Genomic DNA, 19,065 nt, shown 5'->3' with positions numbered 1-19,065 from the left:
CGCGGAGCCGAGCGATGCGAGCACCGTCTCGCCGTTCGCGTCGTCCACGCCGTCGTTGTCGGTCACCGCGAACACCTCGCCGGAGCCGGTGATCCCGAGGCCCTCGAGCTTCTCCTGGGTCCAGCCGTTCCCGGCCTGCAACGCGGGCAGCACGTCGACCGCGAGCGTCTTCTCGAGCATCGGCAGCGTCTCGCCGACCGCCGCGCCCGCCTCCGTCGGCAGCGGCACCGTGTACACGGCCTTCAGCGCGGCGTCCGGCCCGTTGAGCTTGTCGCGCTCGATCACCGCGAGCGTGCCCGCGGGGGTCAGCGTGATCTCCGAGAGCCCGTTCCAGTCGCCGTCCGCCCCGGACGCGGCCTCCAGCGGGTAGCCGAAGAAGCTCCAGCTGTCGGCGGCGACGTCGTAGCGCCCGATCCGGACCACTCCGTCGGCGTCGATCGAGGCCTCGCGCTGCAGTGCCGTCCAGACGATCTCACCGGCGGCGCCGTCCTCGACGGTCACTCCCTCGAAGCCCTGCTTGCCCAGTGTGGAGGCGAGCTCCGCGGGCAGGGCGATCCGCTCGGTCACCGCGGCGTCCGCGTCGAGTCGCAGGAGCGCGTTGCCGTCGCCTGTCCCGCCCTCCGTCACGGCCCAGAAGCCGCCGTCGACGCGGGCGGCGATCCCCTCCAGATCCAGAGCGGCGGGCTCGCCGCCCTCCGTCACCGTGAGGGTCGTGTCGAGCAGCGCCGGCGAGACGGAGGTGTCGATCGAGTGGAGGGTGCTCGGCGCGTAGGCGCTGTCGCTCACCGCGTACAGGCGGTCGGGCGCCGCCGGGTCGGTCGAGAGGCCCGAGAGCGCACCCCAGGGCAGCGGCGATCCGTCGACGTCGGCCGACAGCACGGTCGGGAACGCGGGGGCGGAGGCGCCGAGCGCGTAGAGCTGCACGCTCGCGCGGACGGCGGCCTCGGCGTCGTCGGTCTCGCTCGAGACGACCAGCAGGTCGCGCTCGGGCAGGGCGAGCAGCCCCTCCGGGCCGGGCGTCGACGGCAGCGCCTGCACGAAGCGCGGCGCGGTCGGCTCCGACACGTCGTAGACGGCCACGAAGTTCGCCCGCTCGGCGCCGACGAACACGTAGGGGACGCCGTCGAAGGTGTCCGAGAGCAGGCCCTCGGGCTCGGAGCCCTTCGCGTCGGAGCGCTTGTCCGGGTAGAGCCCGAGGCGCACCGCGAGGTGGTCGAACGAGTTCCCGGCGTCCCACTGCACGGCCCCGGTCGCGGCGTCGAGGATCGACCAGCCGCGCGTGCCGCCCTTCCAGTCGCCCTCGTTCGCGATCGCGACGTGGTCGTCGCCGACCCAGCCGATCGCGTCGGGCTCGCGCGGGACGTCGGTGATCGAGCCGGTCAGCGAGATCGAGTCGTCGTCGAGCGTGTCGATGCCGCTGACGGAGGCGGTGCCCGCGGTGTACGAGGCGGTGACGGAGCGGGTGGCCAGGTCGACGATCGCGACGGCGTTGTTCTCCTGCAGCGTCACGGCGACGGCCGTGTCGGCGGGGTTGATCGAGACGTACTCGGGCTCCGGGTCCGACGGGGTGTCGAGGCCGGCGAGACCGGTGAGGTCGACGTGCTCCGGCACCCAGGCGGAGGGGTCGCCCGCGAGGTCCATCACCACGAGCTCCCCGGCGGGCGCCTGCGGGAGGTCGCCCTCCTCGCCGCCCTCGGGGGCGAGGTCCTCGTCGCGCTGGTTCTCGATCGCGATGACCGCGGTCGAGCCGTCGGTGGTGACGTCGATGGAGTCGGGCTGGCCGCCGAGCTCGATGCTCGCGACGGGCGCGAGGTCGTCGGCGTGCAGCACGCTGACGTGGCCGGAGGGGTTCGCGAAGTCGCCGTCGCTCGTGTCGACCACCGCGAGGACGTACTCGCCGGTCGCGTAGACCGACGTCGGCTCGCCGCCCACGCCGACGCCGCCGCGCGGCTCGGGGGCGTCGGGGTCCGAGATGTCGAGGACGTCGATGCGCTGCCCGGCGGAGTGCGTCGAGTAGACCAGGCGGCCGTCGGGCGACGCGCTCGAGATCTCGGCGACGGCGGAGTCGGCGGACGGGTCGGCCGCGTTGAGGTAGGCCGGCACCGTGGCGATGCGGGTGAAGAAGGAGTCGCCCGCGGCGGAGGCGGGCAGGGCCGCGGCTCCGAGGGTGCAGCCGGTGAGGGTGACGGTGAGGGCGAGGGTGGCGGTGCGTGTGCGGGTATGACGAGAGGACACGGGTCTCCTGAGCGGCTTCGAAGGAACCCGCCCACGCTGGCCGCCCCCGGTGAACGCACCGCCGCCCGCAGGTGTCCGCCCGGCGAACGCGCGGTGGCGGAGCCGCGACCGGGCGGGGGTCTCGAGACGCCGCGTGCCGCAGTCCGCCGCACGGACGCCTCGAGATCCGCCAGGCGGCGTGGTCAGCGTGCGAGGCCCTCCGCGGCCGAGCCCCAGGAGCCGAGGGCCGCGCGGACGCGCTCGTCGCGCGCGAGCGTCAGCGCCTCCGCGTACCCCTCCTCCAGCACGTCGTCGAGCCGCACCCGCGCACCCGTCTCGGAGGAGCGGACCGCCGCCTCCACCATCGCGAGGCTCCGCACGTTCGAGTGCACCTCGCCCGAGGGCACCGCCCCCGAGCCCAGCACCCGCACGAACTCCGCGAGCGAGCCCGCGATCTCCTCGGGCACGGGCTCGAGCGTGGCGGTCCGCACCGCCTCCGACTCGCGCGACTGCCACTCCGGAGCGCCGTCGCCGTCCCAGTGCGCGGTGCCGCCGGCCCCGTTCACGCGCCAGTCGCCGTTCCACGAGGTCTCGAGGCCGTCGGCGCACCAGCTGCCGGTGTAGCTGAAGCGCACTCCGCCGGCGAACTCGAACACGGCGCTCGCCGCGGCTCCGTCGGCGTACCAGCTCCAGCCCGGGTTGTACTCCTCGCAGTAGACCGCGACCGGGTCGCTGTCGAGCAGGTACCGTGCCGCGTCGAAGGCGTGGATCGCCATGTCGACCAGGAGCACGTGGTCCATCTCGTCTCGGAAGCCGCCGAAGCGGGGCGCCTTCGCGAAGTGCACGGAGGCGGTCCCCAGCTGCCCGAGCCCGGCGATCTGCTCGCGGAAGGCGGTGATCGCCGCGTAGTAGCGGCGCGACTGGCTGGTCATCAGGAGCCGGCCCGAGGCCTCGGCCGTCGCCGCGAGCACCAGCGCCTCGGCGATGGTCGGCGCGATCGGCTTCTCGGAGAGCACGGGCAGCCCGGCGAACAGCGCCTCCGAGCTGACGGGGAGGTGCGCCCGCGGCACGGTCACGTTGACCACGGCGTCGGCGCCGGAGCGCGCGGCGACCTCGGCGACGGAGGTGCCGACGGCGACCGGGCCGACCCCCTCCTCCTCCGCGGCAGCCGTGGCGAGGTCGACGTCGAGGTCGACGAGGCCGACGAGCTCGGCGTCCGGGGAGTCGCGGATGGTGCGGATCCAGGCGCGGCCCATCGCGCCGGCGCCGACCTGGACGAGGCGGACCGTCATCGGACGAGCGCTCCCTCGTAGTCCTGGCCGTTGTGGAAGTCCTCGGTCTCGTAGCGCTGCAGCACCGGGAGGCGGCGCTCGGGGCGCGAGGAGCGCACCCACTCGACGCCGTTCGCGATCACGCGGCGCACCTCGGCCTGGTGGTAGACGGGGTAGTCCTGGTCGCCGGGGGAGAAGAAGAAGATGCGCCCGTGGCCGCGCTTCCAGGTCATGCCGGAGCGGAACACCTCGCCGCCCGAGAAGGTCGAGAGGAACACGAGCTCGTCGGGCGCCGGCACGTCGAAGAACTCGCCGTACATCTCCTGCTGCGGGATCAGGAAGGGGTGCGGGATCCCCTGGGCGATGGGGTGCGTGGGGTCGACGGTCCAGACCAGCTCGCGGTCCTGCTCCGAGCGCCAGCGCAGCGTGCAGGTGGTGCCCATGAGCTTGCCGAAGATCTTCGACCAGTGGCCGGAGTGCAGGACGACGAGGCCCATGCCCGAGAGGACGTGGCGCTGGACGCGCTCGACGATCTCGTCGGAGACGTCGCCGTGGGCCATGTGGCCCCACCAGACGAGCACGTCGGTGGCGTCGAGGACGTCCTCGGTGAGGCCGTGCTCGGGCTCGTCGAGCGTGGTGGTGGAGACGGTGGCGCGCTCGCCGAGGTTCTCGCGGATGCCGTCGGCGATCGTGCTGTGCATGCCGTCGGGGTAGATCGCGCGGACCTTCTCCTCGATCTGCTCATGGCGGTTCTCGCCCCAGACGAGGACGCGGACGGGGGAGGAGGGTGTGGTCACGGTGTTCCTTCTTCGACGGTGGAGACGGTGCGGCGGTGGGCGGCCCGACACGGGGTTAACCGCTTTACCGGCCGCGTCTCCTAGGATGCGGGAGACGTCCGCCCCGCGTCAACCACGGCCGGGCGGCGCGAGCGGAGGAGGCGCGGTGGCCACGATGAGGGACGTCGCGCGCCTCGCGGGGGTCTCGATCGCGACGGTCTCGTTCGTGGTCAACGACACCAAGCCCGTCTCGCCCGAGACCCGCGAGCGGGTGCGGGCGGCGATGCACGAGCTCGGCTTCCGGCCGCACGCCCTGGCCCGCGCCCTCGCGCGGCGCCGCTCGGGGATCGTCGCGGTCGTCTATCCGCTCGTGTCGAGCCGGCCGCTCAACACCGCCACCTCGTTCCTGCTCGGAGCCGCCGAGGCCGCGGCGGAGCAGGACCACTCGATCGTCCTGTGGCCGACGGTCGGCGGCTCCGACCGCCTCGCCGACCTGCGCGCCGACGGCCTGATCGACGGCGTCGTGCTGATGCAGGTCACCAGCGAGGACGAGCGCGTGCCGGTCCTTCGGGACTCCGGCACGCCCTTCGCCCTCATCGGGCGCACCCGCGACCCGTCCGCCCTCGACTGGGTCGACATCGACTTCGAGGGGATGGTCGAGGAGGCGCTCGGCCGGCTCGCCGGCCTGGGGCACGCGCGGGTGGCGCTCGTGCTCGGCCCGGACCGCGACGCCGCGGCCGACTTCGGCCCCTACGCGCGCACCCAGGAGGCGTTCGCACTCGCCTGCGCGGCCCGCGGCGTCGAGGGCGTGCTGCTGCGCTGCGAGGAGTCCCCCGCCGGCGGCCGCACCCTCGCCCGCTCGTTCGACCCCGCCTCCGCGACCGCCGTGGTGATCGTCAACGGGGGCGCCGCCGTCGGGTTCGCGCACGAGGTGCGGCACCGCGGGCTGCGCGTGCCCGAGGACCTCTCGATCGTCCTGCTCGCCTCCGACCCCGACGTCGCCGACCTGGCCGACCCGGCACTCGACCTGCTCGTCGCGCCCGGCCGCGAGCTCGGCCGCCGCGGAGTGGAGGCGCTGCTCGCCCGTCTCGCCGACCCGGCGGCGCCGCTCCTCCAGGAGCGCATCGGCGGCCCGTGGCGCCCCGGCGGCTCGGTCGCCCCTCCGCGCTGACGGCCGGCGCCCCGGGAAGCCCCGGGAGCGCGCGCTACGGCACGATCGAGTCGATGTAGCCGCCGTCGACGCGCACGGCGGCGCCCGTGGTGGCCGAGGCGAGCGGGGAGGCGAGGTACGCCACCATGTGGGCGATCTCCTCCGGCTCGATGAGGCGCTTCAGCAGCGACTGCGGCCGGTGCAGGCGCATGAACTCGCGCTGCGCCTCCTCCCACGGGAGCTCGCGGTCGACCAGCTCGTAGACGAAGTCCTCGACGCCGCCCGTGTGGGTCGGCCCGGCGAGCACGCTGTTCACCGTCACGCCGGTGCCGGCGGCGGCCTTGGCGAAGCCGCGCGAGACGCCCAGCAGCGCGGTCTTCGACACTCCGTAGTGGATCATCTCGGCGGGCGTGACGACGGCGGAGTCGCTGCCGATGTAGAGGACGCGGCCCCACTCGCGCTCCATCATCCCGGGGAGGTAGGCGCGGGTGAGGCGCACGCCGGTGAGCACGTTGACCTCGAAGTAGCGGCGCCACTCGGCGTCGTCGATGGAGAGCGCATCGGCGGAGCCGAAGATCCCGAGGTTGTTGACGAGCACGTCCACGTCGGCGGCCGCGCGCAGGAGGGAGGCCGTGCCCTTCTCCGTCGACACGTCGGCCGCGACTCCGCGCACCCGCGCCTCCGGCACCGCCGCGCCGACGGCCTCGATCGCCCGGCGGATCGACCGCTCGGAGCGGGCGTTCACGATCACCTCGGCGCCCGCCTCCGCGAGCGTCGTCGCGATGGCCAGCCCGATGCCCTGCCCCGACCCCGTGACGAGGGCCGTGCGCCCGGTGAGATCCAACCCGATCATGCTGCTCCGCTCCGCGCCGCCGGCCGCCGGCCGCGCTCGGGGTCGAGCATGCCACCGAGCCCTGACATCCGGCCCGCTTCCGGCTGAGGACGCCCGCGGGTCGCCGCGGCATCGCTCGGAACGGCGGAGACCGTTGCCAACCGGACACTCGTGCGTTACGGTCTAATCAATCGGCAATACGTATTACCCGCGGGTAGTAGGCCGATGACCCAGACTGTCGACGAGGACGAGGCGGACGCGTGACCCCGATGCAAGCAGATGTCGCCGTGATCGGCGGCGGCCTCGGAGGAGTGGCGGCGGCGATCGCCCTCGCCCGCAACGGCCTCACGGTCGTGCTGACCGAGCAGTACCCGTGGCTGGGCGGCCAGCTCACCTCGCAGGGCGTCCCGCCGGACGAGCACACCTGGGTCGAGCAGTTCGGCGTCACCGCCGACTACCGGCGCCTCCGCGACGGCATCCGCGGCTACTACCGCCGCAACTACCCCCTCACCGCCGAGGCGATGCGCGACGACCGCCTGAACCCCGGCCGCGGACTCGTGAGCCGGCTCTGCGCCGAGCCCCGCGTCGCCGTCGCCGTGCTCGACGAGATGCTCGCCCCCTACCGCTCGAGCGGAGCGATCCGCGTCGTCACCGGCGTCGTCCCCTTCGCCGTCGACGGCGGCCCGGGCCGGATCGAGCGCGTCCTGCTGCGCGACGCGGTCTCGGGCGAGGAGCTCGCCGTCTCCGGACGGTACGTGGTCGACGCGACCGAGACGGGGGAGCTGCTCCCCCTCGCGGAGGTCGACTACGTCACGGGCTCCGAGTCGCGCGACGAGCACGGCGAGCCCAGCGCTCCCGCCGTCGCCGACCCGATGAACGTGCAGGCCGTCACCTGGTGCTTCGGCTTCGACAGCGCGGACGGCGACCACACCATCGAGCGCCCGTCCGACTACGACTACTGGCACGAGTACGAGGTGCCGTTCTGGGGCGGGAAGCTCCTCTCCTTCACCGCGCCGAACCCGAGGACGCTGCGCCCCGAGACCCGCACGATGCACGTGAACGCCGTGGGCGACACCCGCACCGCCGACCAGCGCGCGCAGGGCGGGGACACCGACCTCTGGATGTTCCGCCGGATCCTCGCGACCGAGACCCTCCGACCGGGCGCGCTTGACAGCGACATCGTGCTCGCGAACTGGCCGATGCTCGACTACCTCGACAGCTCGATCCTCGACGTGCCGGAGCCGGAGAAGCACCTCGCCGGCGCCCGCGCGCTCTCGCTGTCGTACTTCTACTGGCTCCAGACCGAGGCGCCCCGGCCCGACGGCGGCCGCGGCTGGCCCGGGCTCCGGCTCCGCGGCGACGTGATGGGCACCGCCGACGGCCTCGCGCAGGCCCCCTACATCCGCGAGTCGCGCCGGATCCGCGCGCTCACCACGGTGCGCGAGCAGGACGTCTCCGTCGCCGCCCGCGGGACGGGGAGCCCCGCGCGCTTCGACGACTCCGTCGGCGTGGGCATGTACCGGATCGACCTGCACCCGACCACCGGAGGCGACAACTACCTCGACGTGGAGTGCTCGCCGTTCGAGATCCCGCTCGGCGCCCTCGTGCCGCGCACTCCGACGAACCTGCTGCCCGGGGGCAAGAACATCGGGACGACGCACATCACCAACGGCGCGTACCGCCTCCACCCCGTGGAGTGGAACATCGGCGAGGCCGTCGGCGAGCTGGCGGCCCTCGCCCTCGCCGAGGACCTGTCGCCCCACGAGATCGCCGCCGACCCCGCCCTCGTCGCCCGCCTGCAGGCGAGGCTCGAGTCGCGCGGCGTAGAGACCCACTGGCCCGACGTCGTCGGGTACTGACCGGGAACACCGAGAAGACCATTGGAGAAAGAGAGACGATGAGACCAGCGAAGAAGCTGATGGCCTCGCTCGCCGCAGTCGGAGTGATCGCCGCCCTCTCGGGCTGCGGCGCCGCCGGCGGCGGGGACGACTCAGCACCCGTCGCTCTGAGGATGTCCGTCTGGACCTCCGACGAGAAGCAGCTCGCCCTGTTCGACTCGATGGCCGACGAGTACATCGCCGACCACCCCGAGATCGAGTCCGTGACCTTCGAGTCCCTCCCGTTCGCGGACTACAACTCGACCCTGACCACGCAGGCCGCGGGCGGCAACGCCCCCGACCTCGCCTGGGTCGGCGACATCGCGAAGGATCTGATCGACGCCGGAGCACTCGCTCCGCTGACCGAGACCTTCGAGGGGACCGAGGGCTACGAGTACGACGACATCCTGCCCAGCGTGGCGCAGTCGTTCAGCCAGGACGGCGAGCTCTACGCGTACCCGTTCTCCAACTCGCCGTTCGCGCTGTACGTGAACCAGGACCTCATCGCGCAGGCCGGCCAGACCGTCGACCCCGCGACGCTCAGCTGGGAGGACGTCGACCGCATCGGCGCGGCCGTCAACGAGTCGACCGGCAAGGCCGGCTACATCATCCGCGACTTCGACTTCTCGGGCTGGCTGAGCCTCGCGAACCTCTGGGCGGGCTGGGGAGCCCAGCCGTGGAGCGACGACGGGACCCAGTGCACGATGGACTCGCCCGAGATGGTGGAGGCGTTCCAGTTCTTCCACGACTCGGTCTACGTCAGCGGCGCGACCCCCGGACCCGGCGTGACGGCGGACTTCTTCGCCGGCGACGCCGCGTTCACGACCGCGCAGGTCTCGCGCGCGAGCCTGCTCGACGGCTCGTTCCCGTTCGAGATCTACCCGCTGCCCGTCGGCCCCGCCGGCGAGTACGGCAACATCGGCCAGGCCGGCATGGCGGCGCTCGCAGGCGGCGACCACGTGGAGGAGGCGACCGGCTTCCTCTCGTTCATGACCAACCCGGAGAACTCCGCCAAGCTCGCGCAGTTCTTCCCGCCGCCCCGCGAGTCGCTGCTGTCCGGTGAGGAGCTGGCGAAGGTCAACACCCGCCTCAGCGCCGAGCAGCTCGACCGCGTCGTGGTCGACGAGCTCGCCGACGTGTCCGCCACCCCTCCGGTGACGAGCCCCGCCGAGATCACCTCGGTCGGCAAGACGGCGCTGGACCGCATGTGGTCGGCCGACGCCGACGTCGCCGAGGTGCTCGGAGGCGTCTGCGACGCCATCGCGCCCGTCCTCCAGGGGAAGTGATCCCGTGACCGCGACCTCGACGGACAGCCGCCGATCCGCTCCCGCCGGCGCCTACTGGAACCTCCGGCGCCGCGACGCGCTCGCCGGCTGGCTCTTCATCGCGCCCCAGCTGCTCGGTGTGATCGTGTTCGTGCTGCTGCCCGTCGGGCTCGCGGTCTGGTTCAGCCTCAATGAGTGGAACGTCTTCACCGGCTCCATGACCTTTGTGGGCGGCGAGAACTACGAGCGGGCGATCAACGACCCGAGCATCGGCGCGGTGCTCGGCACGACCGCGGTCTTCTCCGGGGGAGTGGTCGTCCTGAACCTCGCCCTCGGGCTGGGCCTGGCCGTGCTGCTGAACCGGAGGATCCCGGGCGGCGCCCTGTTCCGCACGCTCTTCTTCTCGCCCGTCGTCATCTCGGTGGTCGCCTGGACCCTCGTCTGGGGCTTCCTCCTCCAGGACAACGGCGCGATTAACGGCCTGCTCTCGCTGGTCGGCCTCGACGGGCCGAACTGGCTCCAGGAGGGGCCCACCGCGATGGCGAGCGTCATCGTCACGCAGGTCATCCGCAGCGTCGGCGTCAACATGGTGCTCTTCCTCGCCGCGCTGCAGGGAGTGCCGGGCGACCTCTACGAGGCGGCCCGCCTGGACGGCGCGAGCCCCCGCGCGATCTTCTTCCGGATCACGCTCCCGCTCATCTCGCCCACCCTGCTCCTCACCGCCATCCTCACGATCGTCGGCTCGCTGCAGGCGTTCGCGCAGGTCGCCGTCCTGACCGAGGGCGGGCCGGAGCTGTCGACGACAGTGCTCGTCTACTACGTGTTCCAACAGGCCTTCGAGTTCAGCGACATCGGCTACGGCGCGACGCTCTCGCTGATGCTGCTCCTCTTCGTCCTGATCCTCACGGTCGTGCAGTGGCAGCTGCGCAAGAAATGGGTCTTCTATGAGAACTGACGCCGTCGTCGAGCAGGGGACCCCGCTCACGCCACGCCCCGAAGCCGTCCCGGAGCCGCCCGTCAAGCGCCGCCGCGGCCGCAGCCCGCTCATGACCGCCCTGCTCGTCGTGACGCTGATCCTGCTCGTGCTGCCGTTCGCGGTGCCGACGTTCTGGATGATCGCCTCGTCGTTCAAGCCGGTGAACGAGATCTTCTCGAACCCGCCGACCCTGCTGCCGGACTCGCCGAGCCTGGCGGGCTACGCCGAGGCGTTCCGGTTCCAGCCGTTCGCGCTCCAGTACTGGAACAGCCTCTACATCGCGGTCACGGTCACCGTGGTGACGCTGCTGGTCTCGAGCCTGGCCGGCTACGCCTTCGCCCGGATCCCGTTCCCTGGACGCAACGCGGTGTTCCTCGTCGTCCTGACCGGCCTGCTGGTGCCGACGGAGGTGACGATCATCCCGCTGTTCCAGATCTTCCGGCAGCTCGGCTTCATCGACACCCACGTGCCGCTGCTGCTGGTGCCGATGGTCGGAGCGCCGGCGGTGCTGGGCACGTTCATCATGCGGCAGTACTTCATCGCGATGCCCGGCGAGCTCGAGGAGGCCGCGCGCCTGGACGGCCTCGGCCGCTTCGGGATCTGGCGGCGCATCTTCCTGCCGCTGTCCAAGCCCGCGCTGTCGGCCGTCGCGATCCTGACCTTCCTCGGGTCCTGGAACATGTACCTCGAGCCGACGGTCTACCTGACCTCGCCCGAGCTCTTCACCCTGCCCCAGGCGCTCACCCGCTTCACCGACGCCTACGGCGGGGAGATGTGGGACGTGCAGCTCGCCGCGGCGACGATGACGGTCGTGCCCGTGCTGGCCGTGTTCCTCCTCGCTCAGCGGCAGTTCGTGGAAGGGCTCGCGCACTCCGGTCTGAAAGGCTGACCCGGTGTTCACGGATCGCCCCCTCGCCGCCCTCCGCGAGTTCCGTGCGGAGGTCGCGGAGCCCGACGACTTCGACGCCTTCTGGCGGGCCACCCTCGCGCTCGGGCGGGAGGGCGGCCCCGGCGTCAGCGCCGCGCCGGTCGACGCGGGCCTCCCGCTGGTGCGGGTGCGGGACGTGCGGTTCCCCGGCTTCGCGGGCGAGCCGATCGCCGCCTGGCTGGTGACCCCCGCGGTCGACCCGGGCGCCCCGCTCCCCGTGGTGATCGAGTACCCCGGGTACGGCAGCGGACGGGGCCGTCCGATCGAGCACCTCTGGATCGCCGCCGCCGGGTACGCACAACTGGTCGTCGACGCGCGAGGCCAGGGAGCCGGCCGTCTCGCCCGCTCCGGAGCCACCCCCGACCCCCACGGCAGCGGACCCGCGTACCCCGGGGTCACGACCCGCGGCATCGAGTCGCCCGAGACGTACTACTACCGGCGCATGATCGCGGACGCGGCGCTCGCCGTCGACGCCGTGGAGGCGCTCCCCGGGCTGGACCCGGACCGAGTGTCGGTCTTCGGCGGCAGCCAGGGCGGAGCGCTCGCGACCGCCGCGGCGGCGCTGCGCCCCCGGGTGCGCGCGGCGATCGCCCTGGTGCCCTTCCTCTCCGACGTCCTGCGCGCCACGACCGTCACGAACGAGGCGCCCTACGTGGAGATCGCCCGCTACCTGGCGACCCGCCCCGAGGACCTCGACGCCGTCGAGCGGACCCTCTCCTACGTCGACGGCGTCCACTTCTCGCGGCGCCTGCGCTGCCGGGTGCACCGCTCGGTCGGCCTGATGGACCCGATCTGCCCGCCCTCGACGGTCTTCGCCTCCCACAATGTCTCGGGCGGCGAGACGTCGATCGACGTGTGGCCGTACAGCGGGCACGAGGGCGGCGGGGTCGGCGACCGCGAGCGGGCGCTGGAGGTGCTGCGAGAGGTCCTCGGGTGACCGAGCGGGCGTGACGCCGCGTCTCAGGGCGTCGGCGCCTCCTCCATCCCGAGCCGCATCGCCAGGTCCATGGCGCGCAGGCGGGCCGGCGAGACGTCGTAGGGCAGGCTCCGGATGATCTCGCCGGCGCTCCGGGCGCGGGAGCCCTGCGCGGGATCGGGGGCCGGCGCGGGGTCCTCGGACGGGTGCGCCTCGTCCCACGCGTCGAAGATCGCCTCGTCCTCCTCGAGCTGACCGGACTCCTCGACGACGCGCATCAGCCGGGCCTCGAAGGCGTGCCGCTCCCGCGCCACCTGCTCCACCCGGGGGTCGTCCTCGGCGACCGTGTCGTCGAGGGCCTCCTCGGCGGCGTCGACGCGGTCGGCCTCCGCCCGCAGCGCCGGATCGGCGGCCAGGACCACGAAGCGGCCGGCCTGGGAGACGGCGCCCAGCGGGCCGAACATCCGCTCGGTGACCAGCAGGGTGTCGAGGTCGGCCTGGCGCAGCGAGCCCTCGGGTGCGCCCTCGAGGCGGCGCGAGACGATGTCGTCGAGCAGCCCCAGCCGGCCGCCGAGGGTCCGCATGCGCCGGACCGAGGCCCGCTTCCGCTGCAGCTCCTCCTCCTGCGCGGCGAGCGCGGCGTCCAGCCGCGCGAGGACGCCCGCGACCTCGTCCTCGCGGTCGGCGCTGTCCTCGGCGCCGGCCGGGGCTGCGACGGCGAAGGCGTCCCGGATGTCCTCGAGTGCGACCCCGGCGTCGGCCAGGCGGCGGATCCAGAGCAGCCGGATGATGTCGTCGTAGCCGTAGCGCCTGCGGCCGTCTCCGCCCCGGTCGCGCTCGGGGAGCAGGCCGAGCCGGTGGTAGTGGCGGATCGCCCGCGGAGTGACGCCGGCGAACGCGGCGGCGTCGCCGATCTGCACCTGGCGGGGCGGGGCGGGGAACGACTGCATGAGGGACCTCTCCGATCGGGACGGTGTGCATCGAGCAGACCACATGACGCAGGGGCAGGAGCAAGCCGACCCGGCCTGCTCCCGCCCCTCGTCCCCTCGCGCTCAGCGCGCCAGGCGCACCGTCGCGATCTCGAACGGACGCAGCTCGAGGCGCACGTCGGCCGACTCCGCCTCGACGGAGCTCTCGATGCGGACCTGCTCGGCGGGACGCTCCATCAGGTCGGTGCGGGTGACCGCCCGGACGGCGAAGGCGGCGCGGAGGGTCGCTGCGGCGCGGCGGCCGAGCGACTCGTAGAGCCGCACGATCACGTCGCCGCTCCCGTCGTCCGCCGCCTTCACGGCCTCGACGATCACCGAGGGGTCGTCGATCGACACCAGGGGAGCGACGGGCGCGGCGCCGGTGAGCCTGCGGACCGGGGTGTTCAGCGCGTAGCCGGCCTCGACGGCGTCGGGCAGCTCGGCGCCGACCACGAGCGAGACGGCGAGGCGGTGGCGGCCCTGGTCGGCGTCCGGGTCGGGGAACAGCGGCGCGCGCAGGAGCGAGAGCCGGACCGTGGTCGTCGGGGTGCCGGCCGCGGCGCGGTCGCGGGTGATGTCGTGCCCGTAGGTGGAGTCGTTGACGACCGCGACGCCGAAGTCCGGCTCGCCGACGTGCACCCAGCGGTGCGCGACGGTCTCGAAGCGGGCGGCGTCCCACGTCGTGTTCACGTGGGTCGGGCGGTGCACGTGGCCGAACTGGATCTCGGACGTCGCCCGGTCCGAGAGCAGGTCGAGCGGGAAGGCGAGCTTGAGCAGCTTGCGGCGCTCGTGCCAGTCGATGTCGAGGTCGAGGTCGACGGCCGCCCGGCCGATCTGCAGCGAGACGGTCTGCACGACCGTGGAGCCGCCGAACGAGCGGGTGATCACGACCGCCGGCACCTCGCGGCCGAGCGGGTCGCTCACGGTGCCGGCGCGGACCGAGTCGACGCCGACGAGGTCCTCCACCGTGCGGCGGTAGTTGTCGTCGAGGTCCCAGGCGTCCCACTTGTTCGGGGTGTCGCGGTGGAGCTGGAGGAGCCCCGCGGCGGCGCCGGCGGGCACGACCTCCCGGCCGCTCGCGAGGTCCACGACCGACTCGAGGAGCCCGGAGGCGCCGATCCGCACCCGGACGAGCCCGTTGTCGAGGACGTGGGCGTCGCCGTCGGAGCGGAGCGTCGGGGCCGAGTGCTCCGCGGCGGGCTCGGCCGCGGCCGCGCCGAGCGCCGGCACGCCCCCGACGGGGAAGGGGGAGGAGTTCACCAGCAGCTCCGCGGAGCCCTCGCCGGCGAGGGCCCGGACTGCCTCGGCGATCATCTCCTCGATCCGCTGCGCGATGCGGGCGTAGTTCTCCTCCGCCTCGCGGTGCACCCAGGCGATGGAGGTGCCGGGCAGGATGTCGTGGAACTGCTGCAGGAGGACCGTCCGCCACATCTCGCGCAGCTCGTAGGCCGGGTACGGGACCCCGGCGCGGACGAGGGCCGTGGTCGCCCACAGCTCGATCTCGCGGAGCAGGTGCTCGCTGCGGCGGTTGCCCTGCTTGGTGCGCGCCTGCGACGTGTAGGTGCCGCGGTGGAACTCGAGGTAGAGCTCGCCCGACCAGGTGGGCGCGTCCGGGTACTCGGCCTGCGCCTCCTCGAAGAAGCGGCGGGGCGTGGACAGCTCGACGGTCGGCGAGCCCTCGAGGCTGCGCGTGCGGCGGGCGGCCGCGATCATCTCGCGGTTGGGGCCTCCTCCGCCGTCGCCGTAGCCGAAGGGCACGAGCGACATGGTGCCGCTGCCCTTCTCGGCGTACTGGCGCTCGGCGCGGGCGAGGTCCTCGCCGGAGAGGTCGGAGTTGTAGAGGTCGACGGGCGGGAAGTGCGTGAACACGCGGGTGCCGTCGATGCCCTCCCACCAGAAGGTGTGGTGGGGCATCGTGTTGGTCTCGTTCCACGAGATCTTCTGCGTGAGGAACCAGCGCCCGCCCGCTCCGGCGATGATCTGCGGCAGCGCGGCGGAGTAGCCGAAGGAGTCCGGGAGCCAGACCTCCTCGGTGTCGATCCCGAACTCGTCGAGGAAGAAGCGCTTGCCCTCGAGCAGCTGGCGCACGAGCGCCTCGCCGCCGGGCATGTTCGTGTCCGACTCGACCCACATACCGCCGACCGGCACGAAGCGGCCCGCGAGCACGTGGCCGCGGACGCGCTCGAACAGCTCCGGGTGGTCGCGCTTGAGCCACGCGTACTGCTGCGCGGAGGAGGCGGCGAAGACGAAGCCCTCCTCGCGCTCGATCAGGTCGCAGACGTTCGAGAAGGTGCGGGCCACCTTGCGGGCGGTCTCGCGGGCGGGCCAGAGCCAGGCGGAGTCGATGTGGGCGTGGCCGACGGCGTGCAGGTGGTGCGCGCTGGCCGAGGCGGGCCGCTCGAGGACGGTCCGCAGCGCCTCCCGGCCCGCGGCGGCGGTGCCGGACACGTCGTCCGGATCGAGGACGTCGACGGCGCGGTCGAGGGCGCGCACGATCTCGGCGCGGCGCTGGGAGGACTCGGGCAGCTGCCCGATCAGCCCGACGAGCACGGCCATGTCCTGCTCCAGCTCCCAGACCTCTCGGTCGAGCAGCCCGAGCTCGAGACGGCGGAGGCGGTAGAGCGGGTCGGACGGCAGGGCGCCGTCGGCGGGGCGGCCGCCGAGCGCCGTGGGGGTGAAGGACCAGTCACCGGTGATGTTCGGGTTGGCGGCGGCCTCGATGTAGAGCTCGACCGTGCGGTCGCCCGCCTCGCGGCCGGGCAGCCGGTCGAGCGGGACCGACTGGTTGAACGGCTCGACGGCCTTCACGACCGTGCCGGTCGCGGTGAAGACGAGCCCCTCCGCCTCGAAGCCGGACTGGGCGCCGGTGTAGCCGAGGTCGACGACGAGCTCGGGCTCGCAGCCGTCGACGCCGACCCAGGAGGCGGGGATCTCGCCGCGCACGTGGAACCACACGGTGCCCCAGGGGGCGCCCCACGGCTCCCCGATGCGGGCGGGCGCGTAGGACGCGGCCCGCGCCTGGTCGAAGGGGACCGGCTCGCCCGGAGCGGTCCACGACTCGATCCCGAGCGGCTCGACCGCCCGGTGGATCGCCGGCCGGAGGCTCTCGGCGCGGAAGCGGGCGATGCGGGCTTCGATGCGGGTGCTGTCGTCATGCATGCGTTCTGGTGCTCGTTCCGTGTGCAGTGGGGGAGGGCGGCGGCGCGGAGGGCGCCGCCGCCCGGGGTCAGGAGGCGATGACGACGCGGTGCCCGTCGGGGAAGACGGCCACCTTCCGCCAGGTGTCGCCGGAGCGCTCCCAGCCCTCGTTGACCTGCCCGGCCGGAGGGGTCGGGATGGTCTCGGGGGCGCGGGCGACCGTGGTGTAGCCGGCCGCGCGCTCCACCCGGCCGCGGCCGAGCTCGAACGAGGTCAGGCGTCCGTCGTCGACGATCAGCGAGCCCTCGTCCACTCCCGCGGCGCCGCGCTCGATGAACGGGTTCACGAGGCGCGTCTGGGAGGAGTCGCTGCCCAGCACGATCGCCTTCTGCTGCGGGAAGCGGCCGAGGCTGAGCCCGTAGAAGCCGCCGAGGACGGTGAGGTTGCGCACCTCGAAGTCGGCCCCGCCGTTCGTCAGGCCGACGCCGAGGCAGTTCGCGCCCGAGGTCGGGAAGAAGTTCGGGTTCACGATCATGTGGCTCGTGCCGGCCTCGATCAGCACCTCCCAGCCGTCGCGGGAGCCCTCCGAGCGGAAGTTGATCAGGGTCAGGCCGGAGTTGACCGAGCGCCGGTTCTCGTTGCGGATCGACCGGAGGCCGACCGTGCCGCCGATGGCCTGGCAGTCGAGCAGCGTCATGTTCGTCGGCGCGAGGAGGAAGCCGCCGAGGCCGGGGCTGATCGCCTCGACGTTGGTCATCGAGCCGCCGATGGAGGCCTTGCCCGAGTCCTCCACGCCCCAGCCGGCGGGGGCGACGATCTTGATCTTGTTCCAGGAGTTGGCGTACGAGTACTCGTCGTCGACGCCCGAGACGAAGGTGGCGCGCTCGCGGAAGATGCCCGACTTGCCGGTCTTCTGGATCCACAGGTTGCGGAACTCGCAGTTGACCAGCGAACGCAGCGACATCCCGTGGCCGCCGGAGGGCGTGCCCGTCATCTCGAAGTCGGCGAGGACGACGCCGGTGGCCTTGTTGTTGTTGGCGGGGCCGGCCGCGTCGCCGGTCTGGCCGGAGACGGTGAAGATGTCGCGGGTCGAGCCCTCGATCTGGACGATCCTCGTCTGGCGCATGCCGGCGCCGACGATCTTCGGCCCGGCGTAGCCGTAGGGCGGCCCGTTCTCGGGCTGCACCGGGTAGCCGCGGTAGTCGACCGCGAGGCCCGTCACCCGGATCTCGCCGGCGGGCAGCGACACCTCGCCGCCCGGAGCGGTCATCGCCTTGTCGATGGCCGCCTGCACCGCGCGGGTGTTGTCGGCGCCGGCGCGGTCGTCCCAGCGGAACTCCTTGTCGAGCGGCGAGATCGGCCCCTCGGTGACGCTCAGGCGCTTCTTCTGCCCGGGAGCGTCGGCCGGGGGCGCGGCGGCGGCCGGAGTGGCGGCGCCGACGGCTCCTGCCGCGCCGGCGAGGGCGGCGGCGCCCCCGGCGAGGAAGAGGCGGCGCGAGTTGTCGGGCCTGCGCTGCGGATCGTGCTCGGGCTGCTGATCGGGCTTGTGCTGCCGATCGGGCCTCGGGGAGGCCGTGGTCTGGTTGTCTGGGTCTGCGGGATTCATCATCGTCGACGTTCCGCCCTCTCTCGCCCCGGATGGGCGTACGGCGATCCTTTGTCATCGGTAGCCTGAGGTCAAGACGTAATACCTATTACCAGGATGAAGCGGGGGTGTCCGGGTGCCGCGGATCACGCAGAAGGACATCGCGCGTCTCGCGGGAGTCAGCCAGACGACGGTGTCGTTCGTGCTCAACGACAAGGGCGAGCAGCTCGCCCGGGTCCCGGAGGCGACGCGGGCGCGGATCCTCAAGGCGATCCAGGAGACGGGGTACGTCGCCGACCCCATCGCGCGCCGCCTCAAGCAGGTCGGCACCGGCATGATCGGCGTCTACACCTACGAGAGCCTGTTCCCGCTCGACCGCGAGGACTTCTTCCACCCGTTCCTCGCCGGCATCGAGGAGGAGGCGCAGAACCGCGACATCGACCTCCTCCTGCTGACCAGCGGTCGCGTCGGCGGCCGTCGCGGCGGCCTCAGCGGCGGCACCACCCGGCTGCGCCTGGCCGACTCCTGCATCCTCCTCGGGCAGCGCATGCCCCGCGCGGAGCTCGAGTTCCTCAACGCGAGCGGCTTCTCCTTCGTCAGCATCGGCCGCCGCGACGACGCCGGCGGGCCCGTGCCCTACGTGGCCGCCGACTACGCGTCGATCGTCCGCGAGCTGATCTCCTGCGCGCGCGCCCTCGGCCACACCCGCTTCGCCTACGCCGGCCACGGCGAGGGTGTCGAGTCGTACACCGACCGCATGGCCGGCGCGCGGGCCGAGCTCGGCGACGGCTTCCTCCACCTCGTGCCGGGGCCGGAGGCGTCGCCGCGGGAGTGGATCCGCCGGATCGCCGCCGAGGGCGTCACGGTCGTCCTCGCCGAGCAGGAGGAGCAGTTCGTCCTCCTGCAGGAGGCCGCCGAGGCCGAGGAGGTGGCGGTGCCGGGCGACCTGTCGCTGGTGTCGCTCTCCGGATCGGCCGACCGCACCGGCTGGCAGGCCGGCTTCGAGCTGCCCCGGCGCGACATGGGCCGCCGCGCCGTGCAGATCCTCATCGAGGGCGACCCCGCGCGACGGGAGCAGCAGCTCCTCCGCTGCACGCTCGTCGACGGCGCCTCCCTGGCCGCGGCTCCGGCCTGACCGGCCGGCCCTGACCGCTCAGCCCTGAACGGCC

Annotated in this window: 14 protein-coding genes; 7 read left to right on the top strand and 7 right to left on the bottom strand. The window is 73.1% G+C overall.

Annotated elements, in window-relative coordinates:
- From C5D04_RS07945 to C5D04_RS07935, 3 genes are all read right to left on the bottom strand, one after another.
- A partial coding sequence (locus C5D04_RS07945) for an esterase-like activity of phytase family protein (protein ID WP_104347541.1) occupies nt 1-2,235 on the bottom strand: 2,235 nt, incomplete at its 3' end.
- 182 nt (nt 2,236-2,417) lie between these two features.
- Nucleotides 2,418-3,506 carry a Gfo/Idh/MocA family protein gene (locus tag C5D04_RS07940; protein ID WP_104267971.1) on the bottom strand — a complete coding sequence of 363 codons (1,089 nt, stop codon included), beginning with the start codon at nt 3,504-3,506 and terminating at the stop codon, nt 2,418-2,420.
- Entirely contained in the window at nt 3,503-4,282 is a 780-nt protein-coding gene (locus tag C5D04_RS07935) for a ThuA domain-containing protein (protein ID WP_104261591.1), read from the bottom strand. Before C5D04_RS07935 ends, C5D04_RS07940 begins: the two co-directional genes overlap by 4 nt.
- Before the next feature lie 154 nt (nt 4,283-4,436).
- Between C5D04_RS07935 and C5D04_RS07930 the strand changes: the two genes are divergently transcribed.
- Nucleotides 4,437-5,432 carry a LacI family DNA-binding transcriptional regulator gene (locus tag C5D04_RS07930; protein WP_258063691.1) on the top strand — a complete coding sequence of 332 codons (996 nt, stop codon included), beginning with the start codon at nt 4,437-4,439 and terminating at the stop codon, nt 5,430-5,432.
- A 34-nt stretch (nt 5,433-5,466) separates the two neighbouring features.
- On the opposite strand, the gene C5D04_RS07925 is transcribed toward C5D04_RS07930, so the two are convergent.
- Nucleotides 5,467-6,261 (bottom strand): SDR family NAD(P)-dependent oxidoreductase, encoded by a 795-nt coding sequence (locus C5D04_RS07925; protein ID WP_104227166.1) that lies wholly within the window; start codon nt 6,259-6,261, stop codon nt 5,467-5,469.
- Nucleotides 6,262-6,512: 251 nt separating this feature from the next.
- On the opposite strand from C5D04_RS07925, the gene C5D04_RS07920 reads away from it, so the two are divergent.
- The 5 genes from C5D04_RS07920 to C5D04_RS07900 are packed head-to-tail and all read left to right on the top strand — an operon-like array spanning nt 6,513 to nt 12,226.
- On the top strand, nt 6,513-8,102 hold the full coding sequence (locus C5D04_RS07920) for an FAD-dependent oxidoreductase (RefSeq protein ID WP_104347543.1): 1,590 nt from the start codon (nt 6,513-6,515) through the stop codon (nt 8,100-8,102).
- A gap of 38 nt (nt 8,103-8,140) precedes the next feature.
- Nucleotides 8,141-9,406 carry a sugar ABC transporter substrate-binding protein gene (locus C5D04_RS07915; RefSeq protein ID WP_104224315.1) on the top strand — a complete coding sequence of 422 codons (1,266 nt, stop codon included), beginning with the start codon at nt 8,141-8,143 and terminating at the stop codon, nt 9,404-9,406.
- Nucleotides 9,407-9,410: 4 nt separating this feature from the next.
- The gene (locus tag C5D04_RS07910) at nt 9,411-10,340 is read left to right on the top strand and encodes a carbohydrate ABC transporter permease (protein ID WP_104238790.1); all 930 of its coding nucleotides are present in this window, start codon (nt 9,411-9,413) and stop codon (nt 10,338-10,340) included.
- Entirely contained in the window at nt 10,330-11,250 is a 921-nt protein-coding gene (locus tag C5D04_RS07905) for a carbohydrate ABC transporter permease (RefSeq protein ID WP_258068866.1), read from the top strand. The genes C5D04_RS07910 and C5D04_RS07905 overlap by 11 nt, the downstream gene beginning before the upstream one ends.
- 4 nt (nt 11,251-11,254) lie before the next feature.
- Complete coding sequence (locus C5D04_RS07900) at nt 11,255-12,226, top strand: acetylxylan esterase (RefSeq protein ID WP_104347540.1); 972 nt, start codon at nt 11,255-11,257, stop codon at nt 12,224-12,226.
- 23 nt (nt 12,227-12,249) lie between these two features.
- On the opposite strand, the gene C5D04_RS07895 is transcribed toward C5D04_RS07900, so the two are convergent.
- The 3 genes from C5D04_RS07895 to C5D04_RS07885 form a co-directional block, all read right to left on the bottom strand.
- Nucleotides 12,250-13,155 (bottom strand): MerR family transcriptional regulator, encoded by a 906-nt coding sequence (locus tag C5D04_RS07895; protein ID WP_104347539.1) that lies wholly within the window; start codon nt 13,153-13,155, stop codon nt 12,250-12,252.
- Between the two features lie 102 nt (nt 13,156-13,257).
- Entirely contained in the window at nt 13,258-16,332 is a 3,075-nt protein-coding gene (locus tag C5D04_RS07890; protein WP_104347538.1) for a glycoside hydrolase family 38 C-terminal domain-containing protein, read from the bottom strand.
- 67 nt (nt 16,333-16,399) lie between these two features.
- Nucleotides 16,400-17,920: a hypothetical protein gene (locus tag C5D04_RS07885; protein WP_104234018.1), complete on the bottom strand. Its 1,521-nt coding sequence runs from the start codon at nt 17,918-17,920 to the stop codon at nt 16,400-16,402.
- Nucleotides 17,921-18,032: 112 nt separating this feature from the next.
- Between C5D04_RS07885 and C5D04_RS07880 the strand changes: the two genes are divergently transcribed.
- Nucleotides 18,033-19,031, top strand: a complete 999-nt coding sequence (locus tag C5D04_RS07880) for a LacI family DNA-binding transcriptional regulator (protein ID WP_104347537.1) — start codon at nt 18,033-18,035, stop codon at nt 19,029-19,031.
- Nucleotides 19,032-19,065: the final 34 nt, after the last annotated feature.

This window comes from Rathayibacter sp. AY1D2 (genome assembly GCF_002932695.1).
Classification (GTDB): domain Bacteria; phylum Actinomycetota; class Actinomycetes; order Actinomycetales; family Microbacteriaceae; genus Rathayibacter.
This window is presented reverse-complemented; position numbering and strand designations above follow the sequence as displayed.